The organism is Nocardia sp. NPDC050697 (assembly GCF_040654395.1).
Taxonomy (GTDB): domain Bacteria; phylum Actinomycetota; class Actinomycetes; order Mycobacteriales; family Mycobacteriaceae; genus Nocardia.
Genome location: NZ_JBFAHY010000006.1, coordinates 293,290 through 316,228 on the forward strand (window position 1 = coordinate 293,290; position 22,939 = coordinate 316,228).

Below are 22,939 nucleotides of genomic sequence, written 5' to 3' on the forward strand. Positions count from 1 at the left end.
GCTCTTCCGGGGGTTTCGAGGTGGTGGTCGACGGGGGCTCATTAAAATGAACACTGATGTTAGAGTAATGGCCGTGCGACCCCCGGTGTCAAGCGTCACGTCCCGTGCCACATGCGGCGATGGCCGGAAACTGTGACCGCTCACAACACCGAGCGCCCGGCCCGCCGTGGCCGCCCGCCGCAGACCCCGGAGCAGGCCGGCGAGGTGCGCGCCCGGATCGTGGCGGCCACCGCCGCGGTGTTCACCCGCACCGGATCGCGCGGGCTCAGTGTCGCGCAGATCATCGACCAGGCCGGGCTGGCGCGCCCGACCTTCTACCGCTATTTCGCGAACGCCGCCGAGCCGCTGCACGCGCTGCTCACCGTCTCCAACCACGACCTGGTCGGCGGCATCCGCACCGCGCTCGGCACCGCCGCCGGGCCGCTGCCCGGCGTCGAGCTCGGCATCCGGCTGATCGACGCCTACCTGGCCTGGGCACGCGGCCACGGCGCCATGCTGCGGCCGCTCTTCGCCGAGCTGCACGACCCCGGTTCGCCGGTCTCGGCCTACCGGGAGGAGGCGCTGGAGGACATTCGCGGCATCATCCGGGAGACCTTCCGCGTGCTGGAGCGCCCGGTGCCCACCCCCCTGGACCTGGATGCCGCGCTGCACCTCTGCGAGTACGTGGTCTACCGGATCTCGGCGGGCAGCGCGCCCGGCTCCGAGCCGGCGGCCGCGGTGGTGGACGAGGCGCGGCTGACCATGATCCGGGTGCTGCTCACCACGCTCGGCACCCGCTCGGACGTGGAGTACGCGCTGACCGTCCCGGGGCTGCTGCGCGACTAACCCGGCCGGGAGAGGCCGCTGGCGCGGAGCACGCGGCGGTCGATGCCGGCGCGGATGGCGGCCTCGGTGCCGATGACGCGGACGCGGCCGCGCGCCCTGGTGATGGCGGTGTAGAGGAGTTCCCTGGTGAGCAGGGTGGATTCGGGTTCGGGGAGCACCACCGAGACGGTGCCGTACTGGCTGCCCTGGCTGCGGTGGATGGTCATGGCGAAGACCGAGACGACCGCGGAGAAGCGGGTGGGGTGCACCAGGTACGGGGTGCTGCCGCGGTGCAGGGCGGCGCGCAGGGTGCCGTCCGGGAGGCGGACGATGACGCCGGTGTCGCCGTTGTAGATCCTGGCCTCGTAATCGTTGGCGGTGACCAGCAGGGGCTGGCCCGGGTACCAGAGGTTCTGCTGCGGGTCGGCGCCCGCGCCGCTCGCGGCGGCCCACTCGGCGGCGAGGCGGTCCCAGCGTTCGACGCCGAACGGCCCCTGGCGGTGCGCGCAGAGCAGGCGGTGGGATTCCAGGGCGGTGAGGGCCCGCTCGGCGTCGCCGTCGATGGCGGCGGCGGTGACGGCGCGGGCGGCGGTGACGACGTCGGCGCGGACGGCGGCGATGTCGTCGGGGGCGCGGAGCTCGACGTCGTCGGCGCCGGAGGTGAGGAGGCGCAGGGCTTCGTCGGCGTCGCCGGCGCGCACCGCGACCGCGAGTTCGGCGATGGTGCCGCCGAAGCGGCGGCCCCTGGTGAGGCGGACGATGCCGCCGTCCAGGCGGTCGAGTTCGCGCGGGGTGAGCGCCTCGGTGGAGGAAACGGCCGCGTCCGCGATGGGTGCACCCGGCGTGGGGTGCGGGGCCGGTCGAGCGGGGTGCGGCTCGTCCACCGGTTGCTCGGCGTCGGATGCCACGCCCGCATCGGGTTCCCCGGCGCGCGGCGCGGTGCCGGTGATCTCGGCGAGGACCGGGTTCCCGGCGCCGCGGATGGGCCCCGCGACCAGGTCGGCGAGGACCGCACCTGCGTCGACCGAGGCGAGCTGGTCCGGGTCGCCGACCAGGACCAGGCGGGTGTCCGGGCGCAGCGCGGCGAGCAGGCTGCTCATGAGGGTGGAGGAGACCATGGAGGTCTCGTCCACCACGATCACGTCGTAGGGCAGCCGGTTGAACTCGTGGTGCTTGAAGCGGGTGGCCCGCCCGCGCTGCCAGCCGAGCAGCCGGTGCAGGGTGGCGGCGGTGAGCTCGGGCAGCCCGATCTCGGCGGCCTGCTCGCGCACCGCCTCCTGCAGCCGGGCCGCGGCCTTGCCGGTGGGCGCGGCCAGCGCGATCCGCAGCGCGGGCAGCTTGGGCTGCGCGGCGCGCTGCGCCACCAGCAGCGCGAGGATGCGCGCGATGGTGTGCGTCTTGCCGGTGCCCGGCCCGCCCGCGACCACGGTGGTCCAGCGGGTGGCGGCGACCGCGGCGGCGAGCCGCTGCCGGTCGGTGGTGCCCGCGGTCTCGGCGCCGAAGAGGCGGTCGAGTTCCCGGCGCACCAGCGCGGGGTCGACCGCGGGGTGGCCGGCGGCGCGCTCGGTGAGCACGCACCGGATGATCTGCTCCTGCTTGTGGTAGCGGTCCAGGTAGAGCAGCGGGCCACCGTCCGGGCCGCCCTCCAGCAGGGAGAGCGGGCGCAGCGGCCCGGCGTTCCCGCCGCGGACCAGCGGGCTGGTGCGCAGCGCGGCGACGAGTGCGCCGGGGTCCGGCCACGGCAGCCGGGCGGGGTCGAGCCCGGGGGCGGGCTCGCGGGTCTCGTCGGCCTCGACGCCGATCTCCGCGATCCGGTCCAGCTCCAGGCAGACCGAGCCGGAGCGCACCGCGCGCACCGCGAGCGCCGCCGCGAGCAGCACCTCCTCGCGGTCCTCCCGGCCGAGCCGGGCCAGCCGGGTGGCCACGTGCACGTCGGCCGAGGCGAGCACCCCGGCCTCGTTGAAGAGCCGGAGCAGCCCGGTGCCGCGCTGCGCGATCTGGATGGAGGTCACCGCTCCCCCGCCAGCAGGTCGGAGAGCTCGGTGACCAGCGCGGCGGGCGGCGCCCAGTCGAAAACGCCCGCGCCGCCCGGGGTCTCGGGCCCGATCATGCCGCGCACGAACAGGTAGCGGACCCCGCCGAGGTGCCGCTCCGGGTCGTAGCCGGGCAGCCGCCAGCGCAGGAAGCGGTGCAGCGCGACGGCGTAGAGCACCGCCTGCAGCGGGTAGTGCGAGCGGATCATCTCGGCGGCCATCCGCTCCCCGGTGTAGTGCGCGACGGTGAGGTCGCCGAGCCCGAGCCGGTTGGTCTTGTAGTCGACGACGACGAAGCGCGGGCCCGGCAGCCGGAGCACGGCGTCGATGCTGCCGGTCAGGTAGCCGCGCAGCGCGCCGCCGTCCAGGTGCGACAGCTGCGCCGGGTACCCGGCCAGCACGTCGCCGGCCGGGAGGTGCCGCTCCAGCAGCGCGGCGATGGCGGGCAGCGAGGCGGCGGCCGCCGCCGGGCGCTCGCCACCGGCCAGCGGCAGCTCGAAGTCGAGCTCGCTCAGCCGATCCGAGGCGGGGATCTCGGCCAGCGTGCGGCCCAGCCCGAGCGGGGTGTGCAGGACCGCGAGCAGCGCCGTCGCCAGCACCTCGGGGTCGGCGGCGGAGGCGGCGGCGTGCACGGCGTCGAGGCAGCGGGCGCGCACCTCGGCGGCGAGATCGGCGGCGTCGGTGTCGACCAGCTCGAGCACGCCGTGTACCAGGGTGCCGAACTCGGCGCCGTAGGGCAGCGCGTTCATCAGCGAGGGCGCGGCGGCCGGGACCTGCGGCTGCTCCGGATCGAGCACCGGGATGCCGACCGGCTCGTCCGGGCGGGCGCGGTCGTTCTCCGGCTCGGGCTCGGCCGCGGCGGCGGCGGCCTCGTGCGCGCCCGCGGTGAGCGCGGAGTACGAGGTGCGGCGCCACTGGTGATCGAGCGCGCGGTCGAAGGCCGCGGCGGCCAGCGCGCCGGTGTGCGGCCGGGTCCGGATGCGGCGCGGCTCGGCGGGGGCGGTGCCGTCCGGGGCGGAGACCGCGATGGCGCCGTCGGCGGGCGCGGCCCACGCCGTGAGCGCGGCCAGCGCGGCGGCGTCGGCCGGGACGGGGGCGCGGGCGGGCACCTCGGGGCCGCGCTCGGGGCGGCCGAGCGTCATCCGGTGCAGCGGGGCGCTCTCGGTGCCCCACGCCGGCGCCCACCAGGCGACGACCTGGCACATGGCGCGGGTCAGCGCGACGTAGAGCAGCCGCAGCTCCTCCCCCGACTCCTCGGCCTCGGCCCTGCGCCTGGTCTCCGCGGCGCCGGGGATGTCGGGGCCGCCGACGTCGAGCACCCGGGTCCGGCCCTCGTGGTAGAGCTGGGTGGCGGGCTTCGGGTTGCGCGCGCTGTCCCAGGCGAAGGGCAGGTAGACGATGGGGAACTCCAGCCCCTTGCTGGCGTGCACGGTGGCGATCTGCACGGCGGCGGAGTCGCGGTCCAGCCTGCGGCTGCGGTCGGCGACGCTGCCGGAGGCCGGGTCGCGCACCCGGTCGCCGAGCCAGCGGGTGAGCGCGGTGAGCCCGAGGCCGTCGGTGAGCGCGACCTGGTCCAGCAGCTGGGCCAGGTGCCGCAGGTCGGTGAGCTCGCGCTCGCCGTTGCGCAGCGCGAGCAGCCGGGGCGCCAGCTCGGTCGCGGCGGCGAGCCGTTCGAAGACCGCGGCGAACCCGGCCCGGCCGAAGAGCCGCGCCGCCTCGCGCAGCAGCGTGCTCATCCGGCCGGTGAGCTCGGCGCCGCCGCGGTCGAGTTCGGCGGCGTCCACCCCGAGCAGCGGGGTGCAGGCGGCCAGCCGCACCCGGTCCGAGCGGTGCGGCTGCTCCAGCGCGCGCAGCACCCAGAGCCAGTGCGTGGCCGACGGGGTGTCGAAGACGCTGGTGCCGCCGGCCAGCACCGCGGCCACCCCGGCCCGGTCCAGCGCGGCGCGCACCACCTCGAGCTGCGAGCGGGTGCGCACCAGCACCGCGATATCGCCGGGGCCGAGGTCACGGAGTGCGCCGGCCCGGTCCCGCAGCCGGACCCCGGACTCCAGCAGCCCGACGATGTCGTCGGCCAGGTCGGCGGCGGCCCGTTCGCGTACCCGCCCGATCTGCGGAAAGCCCGACGAGCCGAGCGGCCCGGCGCCGGTGCGCGGCAGGCAGCGCAGCCGCAGCGGCACGATCCGCTCGTCCGGCCCGGTGAGCCTCCACTCCCTGGTCGGCTCCACCCCGGCGACGGTGATCGCCGGATGGCCGAGCGCGGCGCCGCCGTGCAGGTGCGCCAGCGCGCGCAGCAGCCCGGCGTCGCTGCGCCGGTTGTGCGTGAGCTCGTGCCGCGCGTCGGCCACCGCGACGGCGTCCAGGTAGCTGAGCACCTCGGCGCCGCGGAAGGCGTAGATGGCCTGCTTGGGGTCGCCGACCAGCACCAGCGTGGCGGCGCCGTGGAAGGCGAGCCGCAGGATCTCCCACTGCAGCGGGTCGGTGTCCTGGAACTCGTCGACCAGCGCCACCGGGAAGCGCTGGCGCACCCTGGCCCTGGCGGCCGGGCCGTGCACCGGGTCGGCGAGCACGGCGTGCAGCACCACGAGCAGGTCGTCGAAGTCGCGCAGCCCGAGCAGCCGCTTGCGGCGCTCGGTCTCGGCGCGCACGGCGGTGGCGAAGGCGACCCGCTCGCCCGCCTCGCCCTCCTCGTCGGGGGCGAGGGTGGCGTGCCGGTCGTGCACGGCGGCCAGGGCGAGCGCGCGGGCGGTCTTCAGCGGGAACGGCGGCTCGGTGCGGGCGTAGCGGGCGAGGTAGAGGTCGTCGGCGACGGTCAGCACCACGTCGTCCACGTTCTCCACCAGCCTGCTGCCCGGGTCGTCGTCCCCGGCCAGGCCGAGCTCGTCCAGCATGCGCTGGCAGAAGCTGTGCGTGGTGGCGATGGTGCCCGCGTCGAACTCGGCCAGCGCGGCGAGCAGCCGCTGCCTGCGCAGGGCGGGCTCGGTGGCGGCGAGCGCGCGCACCACCTCGTCGTCGTGCGCCGCCGCGCGCTCCGGCTGGGCGAGCGCGGCGGCGACCGCGACGAAGCGCTCGCGGGTGCGTTCCCGCAGCTCCTGGGTGGCGGCCCGGCTGAAGGTGACCAGCAGCAGGTCGGCGATATCGATCCCGGCCTCGGCGACGTAGCGCACGGCGAGGCCGACGATGGCGTGCGTCTTGCCGGTGCCCGCGCTGGCCTCCAGCACCGTGGTACCGGTGGGCAGCGGGCCCGCGGGGTCGAAGGCGGCGGGTGGCGGCCCGGCCGGGTGCGCGTCCGCGCCGCGCGCCCCGGTGGCGCGGGGGCCGCCTGCCTGCCGGGCGGTCGCGGTGTCGCCGGCTGCTCCGGCTCCGGCCCGGCTCACGGCCTGCCCTGCTGTTCGGCGCGGAGCAGCGGTTCCCAGAGCCGCCTGGCCAGCGCGCCGAAGCGGGTCGGCTCGCCCGCGCCGCCGCCCTGCGGTGCGGGGGCGGCGAGCAGCGTCGCGAGGGTGATCCCCTCGCCCCAGACGTAGCGCAGGTGCCGGTCCCTGTTGTCGCCGTAGTCGCCGCCGAACTCCTGCAGGGCCGCGTATTCCGCGTCCTCCCTGCGGTTTCCGAGCATGCGGCTGGCGGCGTAGGCGGCGGTGGCGGTGGGGGCGATGGGCAGCGGCTCGCAGAGCCCGGCGTCCCGCATGGCGACCAGGGTGCGCAGGGCGGTGAGCGCGGCGGGCGGCTCCGGCGCGGTGAGTTCGCTGCGCCAGGCCGGGGTGCGGAACTTCCCGCGCCCGATGGTGAGCGCCTGCCAGGAGCGGTCCTCGGTGCAGGTGAGCGCGAGCAGCGCCACCCAGGCCGCGATCCGGTGCTTGGCCGCGACCCGGGAGAAGGTGGTGCGCACCAGCCGGTCGCCGTGCACCTCGGGCACGGTGCCGGTGAGCCTGCGGCCGTTGCCGAGGTCGAGCGCGATATCGACCGCGCGGGCGGGGATCTCGTAGTGCGGCTGCGCGGTGCGGACCAGGGTCTCGACGGTGCGCTCGACCTCGTCCAGCACGGCGGCGCCGAAGGCGAAGGGCGGCAGCCCGCCGCGGCGCCACTCGGCGGCGCGCAGGGTCTCCGGGTCGGTGCCGGTGAGCCGGGCGGCGAGCAGCCGCTCGCCGAGATCCCACTTGGCGAGGCCGTCCAGCTCGACCGGGAGCCGGTCGTCGATCTCCTCCTCGTGGTCCGGGACGCGGAGCCCGAGCCGCTGGCCGAGGAAGGCGCGCACCGGGTGCTCGACGAAGGCGATCAGGTCGGCGAGCTCCACGTCGCCCGGCTCCGGCCGGGGCAGCGGCTCGCCGAGGAAGGCGGGGCGCGGGCGCGGGGGTTCGGCGGCCGCCCGCGCCCCGGCCAGCGCGACGGGGTCGAAGCCGAAGGGGTGCTCCGGCGCGAAATTGCGGCGGTCGAAGCTCTGCAGCGGGTGCCGGACGACGAACCGGTCCGTGCCGGTGTGCGCGCGCAGGGCGTCGAGCAGCTCGGCGACCGGGACCGCGGGCGGGCGGTGCGCGCCGGTCACCGGGTCGGCGCCGGTGTAGCAGACCAGCAGCCGCTCCCCGGCGGCGAGCACCGCGTCCAGCAGCAGCTGGCGGTCCTCGCCGCGCGGCTCCCGCTCGCCCACCTGCGGGTCGCGGGCCAGCACATCGTCGCCGTCGACGCCGCCCGCGCGCGGGAAGACCTCGTCGTCCAGGCCGAGCAGCACCACCACCCGGTGCGGCACCGAGCGCATGGGCACCAGGGTGCAGACGGTGAGCTCGCCGGTGCGGAAGTTGGCCCTGGTCGGCGCGGTGCCGAGCCGTCCGGCGAGCACCGTCACCACATCCGCGAGGCGCAGCGCGACCGCGCCCGCGTGCTCGGTGGCGGCGGCGAGCTCGGTGCGCGCCTCGGTGCGCTGCCAGGCCAGGTGCTCGGGGACGTCGCAGAGCAGGTCGAGCGCGCGGATCAGCACCGCGCTCCACTCCGGGGCCGGGCGCGGGCCGCGCAGGTCGCGCAGGCAGACGGCGAGGCGGTCGACGAACTCGGCGAAGCGGCCGGCCAGGTCGACGTCGTTGCTGTCCACGTCGTCCAGCGGGAGCGCGAGGTCGAGCCAGTCGCCGTCGGTCTCGGCGGCGGTGACGCCGAGCAGGATCCGGTCCACCGCGCTGTTCAGCGTGTTCTGCGCGAAGTCGGCGAGGCCGTAGGCCTGGCGCTGGCGCTGCCCGATGCCCCAGCGGGCGCCGGAATCGGCGGCCCAGCCGCGCAGCCGCTCCAGCTCGTCGTCGTCGAAACCGCAGCGGCGGCGGACGGTCTCGGCCGCGGCCAGGTCGAGCACCTGGGTCACCGTGACCCGGCCGTCGGCCAGCTCCAGCAGGGTGGCGACCACGGTGAGCAGCGGGTTGGTGACGGCGCGGCCGCGGTCGGCGAGCCGGACCCGGAGCCGGTGGCCGGGGTGCGCGTGCTCGTCCGGGGCGTCGGCACTGCCGCGCGACCCGAAGGCGGCGCGGACCAGCGGGGCGAAGGTCTCCACATCCGGGCACAGGACCAGGACGTCCCGCGGTTCCAGGGTGGAGTCGGCGGCGAAGAGCTGGAGCAGGGCGTCGCGGAGGACCTCGACCTGGCGGGGGCGGCCGTGGCAGAGGTGGATGCGGACGGTGCCGTCGTCCGCGAGGGACGGGTCCGGGGCCGGGGGCCAGGTGTCGTCGCGGACGGCCCGCTGGAGGGTTGCGAGCAGGGTGCGCGGGGAGGGAGCCGCGGAGTTCCCGGCCGGGTCGCCGGTGCGGGGCGCGCCGGTGGCGGGGAGTCGGCGCGCAGCCGGACCGCTGCCGCCGGTCGAAGACGCTCCGGCAGGAGGGCTCGCAGCCGGGTCGTCGGCTGCGGCTGAAGGCGCTTCGGTGGCCGGTGCTCGGCCGAGGTCCGGCGCGGTGCCGATGAGCGGGTGGTAGGTGTCGATCACCTCCGCGTCGCAGCCCGCGAGGCGCTGCTGGAGTTCGCGGATGTCGCGGCCGAGGCCGGCGAGCAGGGGGTTGCGGACGAGACGGACGCTGGTGTCGGCGCCGCGGAGCAGGGCGGGCGGGTGGGTGGCGAGGCGGTCCCAGAGCGCGGGGCTCGGGTGCGTGAGCCAGAGGTGCAGGTCGCGGTGGGCGCCGAGGGCGGAGAGGACGGCGCGCTGGTCGGCGGGGAGTCGGGTCGGGCCGAAGAGCGAGAGGCGTTGCGGCAGTGCGGTGCTCGCCGGGTCGGCGCGCAACCGGGCGCAGGCGTCGGCCAGCCGCTCGGCGGGGCCCGGCACCCCGATGGCGGCGCGCAGCTCGCGCCAGAGCGCGGGCTGCCAGCCCAGGTCGGCGGGGAGCGGGCGCCCGGCGCCGTCGGTGTCCGCGCCCGCGGCCCAGGCCAGGATCAGCTCCGGCCGCTGCGCCGCGTAGCTCTCGAAGAGCGCCGCCAGCCGGACCGCGGTGGCGTACCGCCGCCCCGCCCGCTCCTCCGCGCCGAGATGCCTGGTCAGCACGGCCGCCCAGGGTTCGCCGACCACCCCGTCGAGCACCCGCAGCAGCGCCCAGACCACCCGGTCCCGCTCCCACGGATCGTCCGCCGCCGCCACCCCGCTCGCCGCGGCCAGGCACTCCGCGACCAGCGCGGCGGGCGAGGGAAAGCGCACCGCGGCGGCGATCCCGTCCGCGGCGCCCGGCCCCGAGGTGCCGAGCACCCCGGCCAGCCGCTGCGTCAGCCAGCGCTCGATTCCCTTGGCGGGCACCGCCACCACCTCGGCGGCGAAGGGGTCTGCGGGCGGGGTGGCCAGCTGCCGCGCCAGCGCCTCCGCCAGGGTGTCGGCGCGCTCGGCACGATGGATGTGCAGCGGCATGCCACCCCTTCGACGATCGTGCGTTCCGCAACGGTTATACGCCCGGTGGTTGCCCATGGCCCCGGCGACCCGCTGCGATCACCCGGAGCCGTCCGCGCCACGTGATCTGCACCACAGTCGCGGCGCGTCGGGTGAGGTGTCGCGCGGCCGGGGTAGCCCCCTGTGCCACAGTGCTGCGTCGAGGGAGGAGCGGCACCGTCCGGGGGGATGCACAGGGCTTGTATCTCGAAAGGCTGGTCTCGCGCTCATGGTTGCGCTGGTGGTTCCCCTGCTTCCGAAAGGCGGCTTCACCGTCCGCCGCGTCGGCGAGCGGTGGGAGTTGGTGAACTCACGGCATTTCGGGCGCGGCGTGGTGCTGCACGCCTGGCCGCGGGATCGGCACGGCGAGGCTTTCGAGCACTGCTACCGGCTGAACGGCAGAACCGTCGAGGAACTGCGCGCCGCGTTCCGGTAGAAGCGCTGGGCCGCAACGGGTTACGACCCCGGTACCGGCCGGTAGCCGGGAGGGGACGTGCATTCGCGCCGACGATGTGCCATCGTGGGCAACCGTGCGTCATCAGTTGGCCGCCACCCGGTCTGTTCCCCGCGTGGCCGCATCCGCCTGTGCCCTCGCCGCCGCGGCGATCATCGTCTCCAGCGGTACGGTTTCCCTCTCCACCGCGCATGCCGCGCCGGCCGTTCCGATGCTGGAACAGGCCAACCTCGCCGGTTTCGACTCCGACCTGAGCAGCCGGATCGCCAAGGCGAACGCCTACCTGGCCGGGCGCCCCGGCACCACCGGGTACGTGGTGCGGGATCGGGTGACCGGCGGCGTCTACGCCAACGAGAACGCCGAGGCGTCGGTCTGGACCGCCTCCACCATCAAGCTGGCCATCGCGGCCGACCTGCTGAACCGCGCCAGGGTCGGCGCCATCCAGCTGCCGCCGGAGGATCGCGGGCTGCTGGAGTCCATGCTCGCCACCTCCAACGACCACGCCGCCGACGTGCTGTGGACCAAGTACGCCGGGCTCGACCGGATGGCGTTCAACAACGCCTTCCGGGCCAACGGCATGAGCACCCTGGTGCCGCAGCCCACCGAGACCGCGCTCTTCCCGGACTGGTCGTTCCAGAAGTGCACCGCCGCCGACCTGGACCGGCTGATGGACAACATCTTCACCCAGATGCACCCGGACGACCGGGCCTACCTGTTCGACCGCATGCGCTCGGTCGACAGCAACCAGCACTGGGGCGTCTGGGGCGCGGGCGACAAGATGCGCCCCGGGCTGAAGAACGGCTGGTCCGCCGAGCAGGGCGGCTGGGTCGTGAACTCGGTCGGCTTCGCGGGGCCGGGCGAGCGCTACACCCTGGCGATCATGACCGCCATGGGCGAGGAGGGCGGCTACACCGACGGCGCCGCCACCGACACCGAGGTCGCGAAGATCCTCTTCGCCGGACGCTGAGCCCGGCCCCTCCCGGCGCACTTCCCGTGCCGCGGCACCGATCGGTGCCGCGGCACGCGCGTTCCGCGGGCACGCCGCCGCTCGCCGTGACGGCCCCGGCACCGGCCGACTACGGTAGGCGTGTCCGCAACACTGGGGTACGCCCCCGTCTGTCGAGGAGCACGACGATGAGCACTCAGCCCGTGGAGACCCCTCGTCACCGGGTGGTCGTGATCGGATCCGGGTTCGGCGGCCTGTTCGGCGCCAAGCACCTCAAGCGCGCCGACGTCGACGTCACCCTGATCTCCAAGACCTCGACCCACCTCTTCCAGCCGCTGCTCTACCAGGTGGCGACCGGCATCCTCTCGGTCGGCGAGATCGCCCCCGCCACCCGGCTGGTGCTGCGCAAGCAGAAGAACGTGCAGGTGCTGCTCGGCGATGTCACCGATATCGACCTGGAGCGCAACACCGTCAGCTCGCGGCTGCTCAACCAGACCACCCGGACCTCGTTCGACAGCCTGATCGTCGCCACGGGCGCGCAACAGTCCTACTTCGGCAACGATAGGTTCGCCACCTACGCGCCCGGCATGAAGACCATCGACGACGCGCTCGAGCTGCGCGGCCGCATCCTCGGCGCCTTCGAAAGCGCGGAGCTGGCCACCTCGCAGGAGATGCGCGACCGGCTGCTCACCTTCGTGGTGGTCGGCGCCGGCCCGACCGGCGTCGAGCTGGCCGGGCAGATCGCCGAGCTGGCCGACCGCACGCTCGAGGGCACCTTCAAGAACATCGACCCGCGCGACGCCAGGGTCATCCTGCTGGAGGGCGCGGGCGCGGTGCTCGGCCCGATGGGCGAGAAGCTGGGCAACAAGGCCCGCCGCCGGCTGGAGAACATGGGCGTCGAGGTGCAGCTCAACGCCATGGTCACCGATATCGACGCGAACGGCGTCACGGTGAAGGACAAGGACGGCACGGTCCGCCGGATCGAGTCCTCCTGCAAGGTCTGGTCGGCGGGGGTGCAGGCCAGCCCGCTCGGGAAGATGCTGGCCGAGCGCTCCGACGGCACCGAGACCGACCGGGCCGGGCGGGTCGTGGTCGAGCCGGACCTCACCATCAAGGGCCACCCGAACGTCTTCGTGGTCGGCGACCTCATGTCGGTGCCGGGCGTGCCGGGGCAGGCGCAGGGCGCGATCCAGGGCGCGACCTACGCCGCCAAGCAGATCAAGGCCGGGCTGAACGGGCAGCAGCCCACCGAGCGCAAGCCCTTCAAGTACTTCAACAAGGGCAGCATGGCGACCGTCTCGCGGTTCAGCGCGGTGTGCCAGGTCGGCAAGCTGGAGTTCGGCGGCTTCATCGCCTGGCTGGCCTGGCTGGCGCTGCACCTCTACTACCTGATCGGGTACCGGAGCCGGATCGTCACCGTGATCCAGTGGTTCGTCACCTTCTCCGGCCGCAGCCGCGGGCAGATGGCCGCGACCGAGCAGTGGGTGATGGCGCGGCTCGCGCTGGAGGCGGTGAACGCCGACGAGGAGGACGCGGACGAGCTCGCCGCCGCGCTCGGCGCCCCGCCCGGCGAGCGCCAGGGCCACGTCGGCAGCCAGGTCCCGCTGGACGCGGCGCTCGCCGAGTCGACCACCACCGAGGACGTGCGGGACGGCTCCGCGAACGAGCCCGCCGGTGGCGAACGCCCCGGAAAGCAGGAGAGCAGCCACCCCGCGGTGTGACCCATCCGACGCCGCGTCCGGATCCGAATAGGAACGTCGGGACTTGTCGTTCCAGCCGGATGAAAGGTGACGTATGGCCATCGTGGGGGCACAACCGGGGAAGCACCGGGCGCCCAACGCACAGCGGCAGAAGATCGGATCGATGGTCGCGCTGGGCGCGTTACCGCTGGTCGTGGCGCTCGTCGGCGCCGGAACCGCGAACGCCGACCCCGGCACGCCCGACCCGGTGACCCAGCCCGAGCAGCGCACCGCGGCCGATCCGCTGGCCGCGCTCTTCGCCGGGCAGCCCGCGCAGATCGCGCTGCCGGAGCTCCCCGCTCCCCTGCGCGAGCTGACCGGCGGGGCCGCGCCGGTCGCCGTGCCCTTCGCGGCGCCGGTGGACGCGCCGCTCTACCGGGCGCTGCCGGACCAGGGCTACCTGGCACCCGCCGGGGCGCTGCACGGGCCGATCCCGGTCGAGCCGGTGGCGCCGATCGCGCCGCCGGAGGGGAAGCTCCGGATCGGCGACATCATCGTCGACGCGCCCGGCTTCCTCGCGCCGGACCAGATCTTCGCGATCAACGACGGCGCCGCGCAGGCGGAGGCGCAGCTCGCGACGTTCTACGACTCGGTCGGGATGGAGCGGAGCCGGTCGGACAAGATGGCGGCGCAGACGCTCAGCTCGGCCGCGATCGGGGCGACCGTCGCCACCAACCTGTCGATGCCGATCACCTCGGCGTCGGTGATCGTCGGCGCGGGCGCCGGGCTGCTCGCCGGGGTGCCGTTCCTGCCGATCGGGCTGCTCATCGGGCCCATTCTCGGCGGGGCGATCGGCGGTGCCGTGATCGCGGTGCCCGCCGCCGCGCTCGGTGGGGCCATCGGTGCCGCCGTGGGTGCGGGGATCGGGTACGGGACCCCGGGGTACGGGGAGCCCGCTCCGGCGTAGTACGTGTGCGGTGCGCCGGGGGTCTCGGTGCACCGCGCGGCGGCGGAGACCGGTTCGGGCCGGTCGCCGCCGCACCGCTGGAGCCGCCGCTCAGGCTCCGGCCACGGTCGCGGTGCCGCGGCGCGATATCTCCGTCCGGCTCGGCCGGACATCCCCGACCTCGGTGCAGAGGCTGCCGCCCGCGGCGAGCGGGAGGCGGGCGGCGGTCAGGCCGACGGTCTCTGCGGGGCGATCGTCGGGGTAGCGGAGGACGCTGTCCAGCGTGCGCGGCGCGCTCAGCGCGTCGTCGGTGCCGCTGCCCGAGCCCAGTTCCAGCCGATGCCGCAGCAGCGGAATGGATTCCGCGCCGTCGATATCCGCGATCAGCTCGCCGGTCCAGTGGCCGTGCTCCTCACCGGCCCTGCCGATCCGCACCCGCTCCCTGACCCGGACCGACGCGTCCGGCGCCAGCCGCAGCTCGGTGCGCGTGCGGTGCCGCGCGCCGCCCGCGACGATGGTCGGCTCGGTATCCAGGTCCAGCTCGGCTCCGGCGCCGACCGTGAGCCGCCAGCACGCGGTGGAGTCCGGCGTCCCGCGCGCGGGCAGCGCGATCATGGCCGCGACCGAGCGCAGCAGCAACCGCGCGCCCGGCAGCACCTCGATGCTCAACTCCAGGTGGTCGCCGCCGAGCGGCGTGGCGGCGGTGCCGATGAGGTGCACCGTGTCCGGCCCGGTCTGCCGCGCCGCGATCCCGCCCACCGCCTCGAACCGCGGCGACCTTCCCGGCGCCGCGAGCACGCGCAGGACGGTGCGCACCTCAGCGCGCCGCCGACCCGGCGGCGTCCCGCTCGGCCACCGCGCGCAGCTGTTCGCGCACCCAGGCCAGCACCGGCGTCGCCGCCGGGTCCGCGGTGAGCGAGATCAGCGCCGTCGGCCGCCCCTCCCGTACCTTGGCGGCGTCCCGCTCCATCACGCCCAGATCGGCGCCGACCAGCGGGGCCAGGTCGGTCTTGTTCACCACCAGCAGGTCCGAGAAGGTGACGCCCGGCCCGCCCTTGCGCGGCACCTTGTCCCCGCCCGCCACGTCGACCACGAAGATCTGCACGTCGATCAGCCCCGAGGAGAAGGTGGCGGTCAGGTTGTCGCCACCGGACTCCACCAGGATCAGATCCAGCGGCGGGTTCGCGGCCACCAGGTCATCGATGGCGTCCAGGTTCGCGGTGATGTCGTCGCGGATGGCGGTGTGCGGGCAGCCGCCGGTCTGCACCGCGGTGATCCGCTCGTCCGGCAGCACCGCGTGCCGACGCAGGAAGTCGGCGTCCTCGGTGGTGTAGATGTCGTTGGTCAGCACCGCCAGCGACAGCTCGTCCCTGAGCTGCCTGCACAGCGCCGCCACCAGCGCCGTCTTCCCCGACCCCACCGGCCCGCCGATCCCCACCCGCAGCGCCTCGCCCGGGACGCGCTCCCGCTTCGGCCGGTCGTGGGCGTGGTCGTGCGGTTCACCGTCGAGGAGGTGCGGGGGCATGCGGTGGTCCTTTCAGCTGGCGAACAGGGGCATTTCGCGGCGCGGATGGCGTTCCGCGAGCACGTCCTGCAGGGGGTCGGAGAGGGAAGCCGGTTCTGCGGCGGCTGCTTCCGCCGTCGCGTCGCAGAGTTTCGCGAGGCGGAAGGTGGTGGCCGCGACGGCGGCGGGGTCGAGCGCGAGCAGGCGCTGCGCGGCGGTCGCCGCACCGGTCAGCGTCGTGTAGACGACGACATCCGCGATCTCGCGCGGAGTGGCGCCGTACTCGCGGCCGACCAGGCCGAAGACGGTCGACAGGTGCGGGCGCGGGGTCAGCTCCGCCCACACCGGGCCGGGGCGCAGTTTGCTCGCCAGCCGGAGCAGGCCGCGGCCCTGCGCTCGGGAGGCGTCCCTGGCCGCAGGTGACGGAGTCCTGGCATCGGCCTCCCTCTCGGCGGCCGCCGGGGTGAGGGTTCCGGCGCACACCGCTGCCGCCAGTGACGATGTGACCAGGCCGGTCGTGCGGATACGCCGGGCCAGGTACTGCTCGACCGTGCTCGCGTCGCGAAGCAGGCCGGAGGCGACGGCCTCTTCGACCCCGCCGGAGTGCACATGCCCGCCGATCGGCAGCCGGGAGTCGGCGAGCGCGAGCAGGGTCGAGAGCATTCGCTGATCCTAGGGGCGCGGCGCCCGTCCCGCCCGTTTCGTGCGCTTCACCACCACGGCTCGGGCCCGCGCACTTTCTATCCCGGGGTGACGGCTCGCTTGCGCGGGCCGAAGAACCAAGTGGCTATCGCCATCACCACGAGAAGAAGAGCGCCGACGGTGGTGGCGGTGTGCATGCCGGTGACGAAGGAATCCTGGACCACGGCTACCCGGCCCGCATCTGACCCCGCCTCCCGCAACTCGTCACCGAGCGTGCCGGACGTCCCGCTGGACGAGCGGAAGACGGCGGTGGCGAGGGAGCCGAGCAAAGCCAGCCCCAGGGCATTGCCCAGTTCGAAGCTGGTTTCGGAGGTGGCCGCGGCCGAACCCGCGCGCTCGGGCGAGACCGAGGAGACCGACACGTCGGAGACCAGGGTGAAGGCGATGCCGTAGCCGACGCCGGCGAGGGCGGAGCCCGCCACGTACCACCAGACGCCGCCGTCCACCCCGACGCCGAGCAGCATCAGGTTGCCCACCGCGGAGGCGAGCAGCGCCACCACGAAGGCCACCCGGGCGCCGAGGGCGCGACCTATTCCGGAGCCGCCGATGGAGAAGACGAAGACGGCGACCGCCATGGGGATACCGAGCCAGGCGGCGGCGAGCGGGTCGCGGCCGGTGATGGATTGCAGGTAGATGCTGGAGAGGTAGCTGAGCGCGGCCAGCGACATCATGCCGGTGAGGCTGGCGCCGATGGCCAGCGAGAAGGTCCTGTTGGCGAAGAGCGACAGGTCGAGCAGGGGGTCGTCGAGGAGGCGCTGCCTGCGGACGAACCGCACGAGCAGGACCACGCCGATCAGCACAGCGATCAGGGCCTGAGCGTCGACGCCCTCGGCGGCGGCGTGCTTCACGCCGTACACGACCGGCAGGATGCCGCCGATGGAGAGCGCGACGCTGCGCAGATCCAAGGGCCCGCGTTCGGCGGCGCGGTGCTCCGGCAGCAGGAACGGGCCCGCTACCAGCAGGACCAGCAGCACGGGGGTGTTGACCAGGAAGACCGAGCCCCACCAGAAGTGGTGCAGCAGGAAGCCGCCGACCACCGGGCCCACCGCGGAGCCGCCCGCGAAGAACGCGGTCCAGACGCCGATGGCGACGCCGCGGCGCCGGGCGTCGGGGAAGAGCGCGGAGATGAGCGCCAGGCTGGAGGGCAGCAGGGTGGCGCCGCCGACGCCCATGAGCGCGCGGGCCGCGATGAGCATCTCCGGGCCGGTGGCGAAGGCCGCCAGCACCGAGCCGATGCCGAACACCGCCGCGCCGGCGAGCAGGATGTTCCGCCTGCCGATGCGGTCGCCCAGGTTGCCCATGGTGATGAGGAGCCCGGCGAGCAGGAAGCCGTAGATGTCCAGGATCCACAGCTGCTGGGCGGCGGAGGGCGCGAGATCGGCGGAGAGCGTGGGCATGGCGAGGAAGAGGACCGAGATGTCCATCGAGACCAGCAGCACCGGCAGCAGCAGCACCGCCATGCCGAGCCAGGCGCGGCGCGGCCCGGCCGTCGTCGCCGTCACCGCATCGTCCACGGACGTCATCGCTGGTCGCCTCCTCGTGCTCGTCGTCTGCCGATGTAACGGCGCGTACACCGTACGCATTCCGGGTACAGTGTACGCATGGTCGAAACCAAGCTGTCCAGGGCCTCGATCGTGGATACCGCCATCACCGTCGCGGACACCGAGGGGCTGGACGGGCTCTCCATGCGGCGGATCGCCGAGCGGCTCGGCGTCGGCGCCATGTCGCTGTACCGGCACGTGGCGAGCAAGGACGAACTGCTGGCCGCCATGACCGACGAGGTGTCGCGGCGCAACCCCTACCCCGCGCCGCCGGCGGGCGCGCGCTGGAGCTGGCGGGAGCGGGTGCATATCGCCGCCGACGTGGATCGGGCGCTCTACCAGCGGCATCCGTGGGTGCTGCTGGCTTTCGCCATGCCGCGCTACAGCTTCGGGCCGTACAGCCTGCGCTGCCTGGCGTGGCTGGTGGAGGGGTTCGGGGAGCTGGGGGTGGATACCGCGGAGGCGACGCGAATGGCCTTCGCGGTCTGGAACTACATCTCCGGCTGCACCCTGCCGCTGGTCAGCGAGGTGCTGGTGCGGCGGACCGAGGAGCGGGACGGGGCGGGGAATCCCCTGCGCGCATTGCTCACCGGGCAGTCGGTGGCGGAGATGCCGGAGGCGCTCGGCGGGCTCGCCGGCCGCGGGCTCGATGCCCTGGACAACGACCTGGTTCTGCGCAGCGGGCTGGACGCGCTCTGCGACGGTTTCGCCGCGCTGCACGCCCGGGCTTGACCTCGACCTCGCTCGAGGTTGCAGGGTGGAGCGACGTCCGACGACAGGAGCTCCGCCCGTGCGCGCCATCCGTTTACATGCCTTCGGCCCCGCCGAGAATCTACGCCTCGACGAGGTGCCGGACCCGGAGCCGGGGCCCGGCCAGGTGCGGATCGCGGTGCGCGCGGCCGGGGTGCACCTGCTCGATACCGTGCTGCGGCAGGGGAAGCCGGGGCCGATGCCGGCGCCGGAGTTGCCGACGATTCCCGGCCGGGAGGTCGCGGGGACCGTCGACGCCATCGGGGCCGGGGTCGACCCGGGCTGGCTGGGCGCCGAGGTGGTGGCGCACCTCGGCATGGCGCCGGGCGGGTATGCCGAGCTGGCGGTGGTCGCGGCGGAGCGGCTGCACCGGCTCCCGGAGAGCGCCGATCCGGCTGCGGCGGTCGCGCTGATCGGCACGGGACGCACCGCCGTCGGGATTCTGCAGTTCGCCACGATCGAACCGGGCACGGTGGTGCTGGTGACCTCGGCGGCGGGCGGGCTCGGCGTCCTGCTCGTGCAGGCGGCGAAGGCGGCGGGTGCCGAGGTGGTCGGCGTGGCGGGCGGCCCCGCGAAGGTGGAGCTGGTGCGCTCACTCGGTGCCGACCACGCGGTGGACTACCTGGGCGACGGTTGGGCCGACGAGGTGCGGAAACAGCTCGGCAAGCCGGTCGACGTCCTGTTCGACGCGGTCGGCGGGCCGGTCGCGCGGGCCGCGCTGGACCTGCTCGGCCCCGGCGGAGCCCACGTGGTCTACGGCTGGTCGGCCGAGCCGGGCGCCGCCGGACCGCCGGTCCTGCTGCCGCCGGGCGGTGACCGCACCTCCACGGTCGTACTCGGCCCCGCCATGCTCGCCCCGGTCGGCGGCGACATCCGCGTCCTGGAGACCCGTGCCCTCGACGCCTGGCGGGACGGCCGCTGGAAGCCGGTCGTGCACCGCTTCCCCCTGGCCGAGGCGGCCGTCGCGCACAAGGCGCTGGAAACCCGCGGGACGACCGGCAAGGTAGTGCTGATCCCCTGAGCGACGGCGCGGGGCCAGGGCCGGGCGGGCCGGAGCCGAGGCCCGCGCGACTACGCGGCATCCGATTCCGACGGCGCGGCTCACGGCCCGGACACCGGGACGAATCAGCCCCCGTTCACGACGGCGTACGCGAAACCGTCCCAGCCCTTGGCACCCACGGTCTGCACGATGGTCGCATCCAGCGACGGCTCGGCGGCGAGCAGCTCGACCAGCTCCCGCCCGGCCTGCACGGCGGGATCATCGGAGTGCTCGTCGGCGAGCCCGCCATTGCGCACGACATTGTCGACCACGATGGCCGACCCCGGCCGCGTCAACCGCAGCGCCCAGAGCACGTAGTTCGAGTTGTTCACCTTGTCGGCGTCGATGAAGACGAAGTCGAACGGCTCCGCGTCCTCGTCGGCCAACCCGGGCAGGTTGTCCAGCGCGGCCCCGACCCGGATGTCGACCCGATCGGCAATCCCCGCCCGCTCCAAGTTCTCCCGCGCCACCGCCGCGTGCTTCGCCTCGAACTCGAAGGTGACCACCCGCCCGGAGGGCCCGACGGCCCGCGCCAGCCACAGCGTGCTGTACCCGCCGAGCGTCCCGATCTCCAGGACGCGCCGCGCCCCCGCGGTCCGGGCGAGCAGGTGCAGGAACTTGGCCTGCGGCGGCGACACATCGATGGCGGGCAGCCCGGCGTCGGCATTGGCGCCTAGCGCCGCCGCCCCCACCTCGTCCTCCACCAGGCTGTCCACGATGTAGCGGTCCACCTCGGCCCATTGCGACGACGTCATGGGCTCAGTCTGCCACCGCGGCTCAGAACAGGAAGTAGCGCTGCGCCATGGGCAGCTCGGTGGCGGGCTCCTCGGCCCAGACCTCGCCGTCGATCCGCACGGTGAAGGTGTCCGGCTCGACCTCGATGTGCGGCATGGCGTCGTTGAGCGGCATATCGGCCTTGCCGCGGCGGCGCACGTCCGCGGTCGGTACCAGCCGCCGCCGCACGTCGATCCGGTCCGCGAGCCCGGCGGTGACGGCGTGTTCGCTGACGAAGTGCAGCGAGGTGGCGGCCGCGACCGGCGGGGCGGCGCCGAACATGGGGCGCGGCAGCACCGGCTGCGGGGTCGGGATGGAGGCATTGGCGTCGCCCATGGCGGCCCAGGCGATGGCGCCGCCCTTGAGCACGGCGTGCGGGCGCACCCCGAAGAACGCGGGCTCCCAGAGCACCAGGTCGGCCAGCTTGCCCACCTCGACCGAGCCGACCTCGTGGTCCAGGCCGTGCGCGACGGCCGGGCAGATCGTGTACTTGGCGATGTAGCGGCGCACCCGCAGGTTGTCGGCGGCGCCGTCGCCGGGCAGCGCGCCGCGGCGCCGCTTCATGACGTGCGCGGTCTGCCAGGTGCGCATGACCACCTCGCCGATCCGCCCCATGGCCTGCGAGTCGCTGCCGATCATGGAGATGGCGCCGAGATCGTGCAGCAGGTCCTCGGCGGCGATGGTGGAGGGCCGGATCCGGCTCTCGGCAAAGGCCAGGTCCTCCGGGATGGAGGGGCTCAGGTGGTGACACACCATGAGCATGTCCAGGTGCTCGTCCAGGGTGTTGACGGTGTGCGGGCGGGTGGGGTTGGTGGAGCTGGGCAGCACATTGGGGTGCGACGCGACGGTGATGATGTCCGGCGCGTGCCCGCCGCCCGCGCCCTCGGTGTGGTAGGCGTGGATGCCGCGCCCGGCGATGGCGGCGAGCGTGTCCTCCACGAACCCGGCCTCGTTCAGGGTGTCCGAGTGCAGCGCGACCTGGGCGCCGGAGGCGTCGGCGACGCGCAGGCAGGCGTCGATGGCGGCCGGGGTGGAGCCCCAGTCCTCGTGCAGCTTGAACCCCGCCGCGCCGGCGCGCAGCTGCTCCCACATGGCCTCGGGGTTCACGGTGTTGCCCTTGCCGAGCAGCACCACGTTCACCGGCCAGGAGTCGGTGGCCTCCAGCATCCGGGCCAGGTGCCAGGCGCCGGGGGTGACGGTGGTGGCCTTGCTGCCCTCGGCCGGGCCGGTACCGCCGCCGATGAGCGTGGTGATGCCGCCGCCGAGCGCCTCGGGTAGCAGCTGCGGGCAGATGAGGTGCACGTGGCAGTCGATGGCGCCCGCGGTGAGGATGCGGCCGTTGCCCGCGATGATCTCGGTGCTCGGCCCGACCACCAGGTCGGGGTGCACGCCGGTCATGGTGTCCGGGTTGCCCGCCTTGCCGAGCGCGACGATGCGGCCGTCCCTGATCCCGACGTCGGCTTTGACGATGCCCCAGTGGTCGACCACGACGACGCCGGTGATCACGGTATCCGGGGCGCCGTCGGCGCGGGTGGCGCGGGACTGCCCCATGGACTCACGCAGCACCTTGCCGCCGCCGAAGACCGCCTCGTCACCGGCGCGGCCGGGGCCGCCGCTCAGGTCGTCGGTGATCTCGATCAGCAGGTCGGTGTCGGCGAGCCGGATGCGGTCGCCGGTGGTGGGGCCGAAGAGCTGCGCGTAGCGCTCGCGGCTGAGTTCGGTCATCGGGGGCCGTCCAGTGCTCCGGGGGGATCGAGGCTGATGCCGTGCACCTCGCGGGTGCCGCCGAGCGGAACCAGCGAGACCCGCTGCGGCAGCCCGGGTTCGAAGCGGACGGCGGTGCCCGCCGGGATATCGAGCCGGTGGCCGTGCGCGGCGGCCCGGTCGAACTCCAGCGCGGCATTGGCCTGCGGGAAGTGCACGTGGCTGCCGACCTGGACCGGGCGGTCGCCGGCGTTCAGCACGGTGAGCTCGATCCGTTCCGCGCCCGCGTTCAGCTCGATGCTGCCGCCGGCGCAGAGGTACTCGCCGGGGATCACGCCGCTCATCCGATCGGCCGGTGCACGGTGACCAGCTTGGTGCCGTCCGGGAAGGTGGCCTCCACCTGGACGTCGTGGATCATCTCCGGCACGCCCTCCATGACGTCGGCGCGGCCGAGCACGGCGCGCCCGGAGGTCATGAGCTCGGCGACGGTGCGGCCGTCCCTGGCGCCCTCGAGCACGTGGTCGGAGATCAGCGCGATGGCCTCGGGGTGGTTCAGCTTCAGTCCGCGGGCCTGCCTCCGGCGGGCCAGCTCGGCCGCGTAGCTCAGCAGCAGCCGCTCCTGCTCGTGCGGCGAGAGACGCATCGGGGCTCCTGACCGGTCGCGGGGATGAACGAACGGCCATTCTCACACGGCGGCCCCCGCGCCGCCCGGCAAGATCAGCTGGCCAGGTTCTGCAGCCTGACCTGCCCGCGCGCCACCACCCGGTCCTGCTCGTCGGTGATCACCACCACCCACAGCTGCTGCGACCGGCCCCGGTGCACCGGCGTCGCCTCGCCGCGCAGCAGCCCCTCGCGCACCGCGCGCAGGAAGTCGGTGTTGTTGTTCACCCCGACCACGGTGCCGCGCTCCCCCAGCCAGACCCCGCCGCCCACGCTGGCCAGCGTCTCCACCACGGTGCAGTAGACGCCGCCGTTCTGGATGCCGGCCGGCTGGTGCAGGTTCGGGGTGACGCTCCACTCGGCGCGCACCCGGTCCGGCGAGATCTCGGTGTAGCGCAGCCCGATGAAATCGGTGAAGTAGCCCTTGCTGGCCTCGTTCATGAATTCCGGGGTCAGGTCGGCGAGGGAGAATCCGGGTGCGCTCATGACCTCAACGTTTACACCACGCCCGGTCTGTTCTCGACGTAGGCAT

Annotated in this window: 19 protein-coding genes; 7 read left to right on the forward strand and 12 right to left on the reverse strand. The window is 74.5% G+C overall.

Translation table 11 applies throughout. The features are described 5' to 3' along the window. The first annotated feature begins 132 nt into the window (after positions 1-132). A complete protein-coding gene (locus tag AB0H71_RS22360) occupies positions 133-825 on the forward strand; it encodes a TetR/AcrR family transcriptional regulator (RefSeq protein ID WP_357024057.1) in 693 nt (230 codons plus the stop codon). Here AB0H71_RS22360 and AB0H71_RS22365 read toward each other — a convergent pair. From AB0H71_RS22365 to recC, 3 genes are all read right to left on the reverse strand, one after another. Continuing rightward, the gene (locus tag AB0H71_RS22365; RefSeq protein WP_357024060.1) at positions 822-2,816 is read right to left on the reverse strand and encodes an AAA family ATPase; all 1,995 of its coding nucleotides are present in this window, start codon (positions 2,814-2,816) and stop codon (positions 822-824) included. The genes AB0H71_RS22360 and AB0H71_RS22365 overlap by 4 nt on opposite strands. After that, positions 2,813-6,073, reverse strand: a complete 3,261-nt coding sequence (locus AB0H71_RS22370; RefSeq protein WP_357024529.1) for a UvrD-helicase domain-containing protein — start codon at positions 6,071-6,073, stop codon at positions 2,813-2,815. Before AB0H71_RS22370 ends, AB0H71_RS22365 begins: the two co-directional genes overlap by 4 nt. 134 nt (positions 6,074-6,207) lie before the next feature. Continuing rightward, positions 6,208-9,690, reverse strand: coding sequence for an exodeoxyribonuclease V subunit gamma (gene recC, locus AB0H71_RS22375; protein ID WP_357024063.1), 3,483 nt, complete (start codon positions 9,688-9,690; stop codon positions 6,208-6,210). A gap of 259 nt (positions 9,691-9,949) precedes the next feature. Between recC and AB0H71_RS22380 the strand changes: the two genes are divergently transcribed. The 4 genes from AB0H71_RS22380 to AB0H71_RS22395 all read left to right on the forward strand — a co-directional run bounded on the left by AB0H71_RS22380 (position 9,950) and on the right by AB0H71_RS22395 (position 13,754). Then, positions 9,950-10,144: a hypothetical protein gene (locus tag AB0H71_RS22380; protein ID WP_357024066.1), complete on the forward strand. Its 195-nt coding sequence runs from the start codon at positions 9,950-9,952 to the stop codon at positions 10,142-10,144. A gap of 133 nt (positions 10,145-10,277) precedes the next feature. Further along, the gene (locus AB0H71_RS22385) at positions 10,278-11,129 is read left to right on the forward strand and encodes a tat pathway signal sequence (RefSeq protein ID WP_357024068.1); all 852 of its coding nucleotides are present in this window, start codon (positions 10,278-10,280) and stop codon (positions 11,127-11,129) included. Between the two features lie 167 nt (positions 11,130-11,296). After that, positions 11,297-12,829, forward strand: coding sequence for an NAD(P)/FAD-dependent oxidoreductase (locus tag AB0H71_RS22390; protein ID WP_357024071.1), 1,533 nt, complete (start codon positions 11,297-11,299; stop codon positions 12,827-12,829). A gap of 142 nt (positions 12,830-12,971) precedes the next feature. Continuing rightward, a complete protein-coding gene (locus AB0H71_RS22395; protein WP_357024074.1) occupies positions 12,972-13,754 on the forward strand; it encodes a hypothetical protein in 783 nt (260 codons plus the stop codon). A 90-nt stretch (positions 13,755-13,844) separates the two neighbouring features. Here the strand turns inward: AB0H71_RS22395 and AB0H71_RS22400 are convergent, their stop codons facing one another. The 4 genes from AB0H71_RS22400 to AB0H71_RS22415 form a co-directional block, all read right to left on the reverse strand. Further along, positions 13,845-14,549 (reverse strand): urease accessory protein UreD, encoded by a 705-nt coding sequence (locus AB0H71_RS22400; RefSeq protein WP_357024077.1) that lies wholly within the window; start codon positions 14,547-14,549, stop codon positions 13,845-13,847. Between the two features lies 1 nt (position 14,550). Next, the gene (gene ureG, locus AB0H71_RS22405; protein WP_357024080.1) at positions 14,551-15,258 is read right to left on the reverse strand and encodes an urease accessory protein UreG; all 708 of its coding nucleotides are present in this window, start codon (positions 15,256-15,258) and stop codon (positions 14,551-14,553) included. Between the two features lie 12 nt (positions 15,259-15,270). After that, the gene (locus tag AB0H71_RS22410; protein WP_357024082.1) at positions 15,271-15,900 is read right to left on the reverse strand and encodes an urease accessory UreF family protein; all 630 of its coding nucleotides are present in this window, start codon (positions 15,898-15,900) and stop codon (positions 15,271-15,273) included. A gap of 77 nt (positions 15,901-15,977) precedes the next feature. Further along, positions 15,978-17,462: an MFS transporter gene (locus tag AB0H71_RS22415; RefSeq protein WP_357024085.1), complete on the reverse strand. Its 1,485-nt coding sequence runs from the start codon at positions 17,460-17,462 to the stop codon at positions 15,978-15,980. 78 nt (positions 17,463-17,540) lie between these two features. Between AB0H71_RS22415 and AB0H71_RS22420 the strand changes: the two genes are divergently transcribed. Further along, positions 17,541-18,212 carry a TetR family transcriptional regulator gene (locus tag AB0H71_RS22420; RefSeq protein WP_357024087.1) on the forward strand — a complete coding sequence of 224 codons (672 nt, stop codon included), beginning with the start codon at positions 17,541-17,543 and terminating at the stop codon, positions 18,210-18,212. Positions 18,213-18,270: 58 nt separating this feature from the next. Continuing rightward, the gene (locus AB0H71_RS22425) at positions 18,271-19,251 is read left to right on the forward strand and encodes a zinc-binding dehydrogenase (RefSeq protein ID WP_357024090.1); all 981 of its coding nucleotides are present in this window, start codon (positions 18,271-18,273) and stop codon (positions 19,249-19,251) included. Between the two features lie 104 nt (positions 19,252-19,355). Here the strand turns inward: AB0H71_RS22425 and AB0H71_RS22430 are convergent, their stop codons facing one another. From AB0H71_RS22430 to AB0H71_RS22450, 5 genes are all read right to left on the reverse strand, one after another. Then, positions 19,356-20,024, reverse strand: coding sequence for an O-methyltransferase (locus tag AB0H71_RS22430; protein WP_357024092.1), 669 nt, complete (start codon positions 20,022-20,024; stop codon positions 19,356-19,358). 22 nt (positions 20,025-20,046) lie between these two features. Further along, complete coding sequence (locus AB0H71_RS22435) at positions 20,047-21,768, reverse strand: urease subunit alpha (RefSeq protein WP_357024095.1); 1,722 nt, start codon at positions 21,766-21,768, stop codon at positions 20,047-20,049. Beyond that, positions 21,765-22,091 (reverse strand): urease subunit beta, encoded by a 327-nt coding sequence (locus AB0H71_RS22440; protein WP_357024097.1) that lies wholly within the window; start codon positions 22,089-22,091, stop codon positions 21,765-21,767. Before AB0H71_RS22440 ends, AB0H71_RS22435 begins: the two co-directional genes overlap by 4 nt. Next, positions 22,088-22,390, reverse strand: a complete 303-nt coding sequence (locus AB0H71_RS22445) for an urease subunit gamma (RefSeq protein WP_357024100.1) — start codon at positions 22,388-22,390, stop codon at positions 22,088-22,090. Before AB0H71_RS22445 ends, AB0H71_RS22440 begins: the two co-directional genes overlap by 4 nt. Positions 22,391-22,464: 74 nt before the next feature. Then, complete coding sequence (locus AB0H71_RS22450) at positions 22,465-22,848, reverse strand: PaaI family thioesterase (protein ID WP_357024532.1); 384 nt, start codon at positions 22,846-22,848, stop codon at positions 22,465-22,467. Positions 22,849-22,939: the final 91 nt, after the last annotated feature.

Coding starts and splice junctions, on each gene's coding strand:
- AB0H71_RS22415 (WP_357024085.1), bottom strand. CDS start 17,462: ATGACGTCCGTGGACGATGCGGTGACGGCGACGACGGCCGGGCCGCGC.
- AB0H71_RS22395 (WP_357024074.1), top strand. CDS start 12,972: ATGGTCGCGCTGGGCGCGTTACCGCTGGTCGTGGCGCTCGTCGGCGCC.
- AB0H71_RS22430 (WP_357024092.1), bottom strand. CDS start 20,024: ATGACGTCGTCGCAATGGGCCGAGGTGGACCGCTACATCGTGGACAGC.
- recC (WP_357024063.1), bottom strand. CDS start 9,690: ATGCCGCTGCACATCCATCGTGCCGAGCGCGCCGACACCCTGGCGGAG.
- ureG (WP_357024080.1), bottom strand. CDS start 15,258: ATGCCCCCGCACCTCCTCGACGGTGAACCGCACGACCACGCCCACGAC.
- AB0H71_RS22445 (WP_357024100.1), bottom strand. CDS start 22,390: ATGCGTCTCTCGCCGCACGAGCAGGAGCGGCTGCTGCTGAGCTACGCG.
- AB0H71_RS22450 (WP_357024532.1), bottom strand. CDS start 22,848: ATGAACGAGGCCAGCAAGGGCTACTTCACCGATTTCATCGGGCTGCGC.
- AB0H71_RS22410 (WP_357024082.1), bottom strand. CDS start 15,900: ATGCTCTCGACCCTGCTCGCGCTCGCCGACTCCCGGCTGCCGATCGGC.
- AB0H71_RS22420 (WP_357024087.1), top strand. CDS start 17,541: ATGGTCGAAACCAAGCTGTCCAGGGCCTCGATCGTGGATACCGCCATC.
- AB0H71_RS22435 (WP_357024095.1), bottom strand. CDS start 21,768: ATGACCGAACTCAGCCGCGAGCGCTACGCGCAGCTCTTCGGCCCCACC.
- AB0H71_RS22440 (WP_357024097.1), bottom strand. CDS start 22,091: ATGAGCGGCGTGATCCCCGGCGAGTACCTCTGCGCCGGCGGCAGCATC.
- AB0H71_RS22390 (WP_357024071.1), top strand. CDS start 11,297: ATGAGCACTCAGCCCGTGGAGACCCCTCGTCACCGGGTGGTCGTGATC.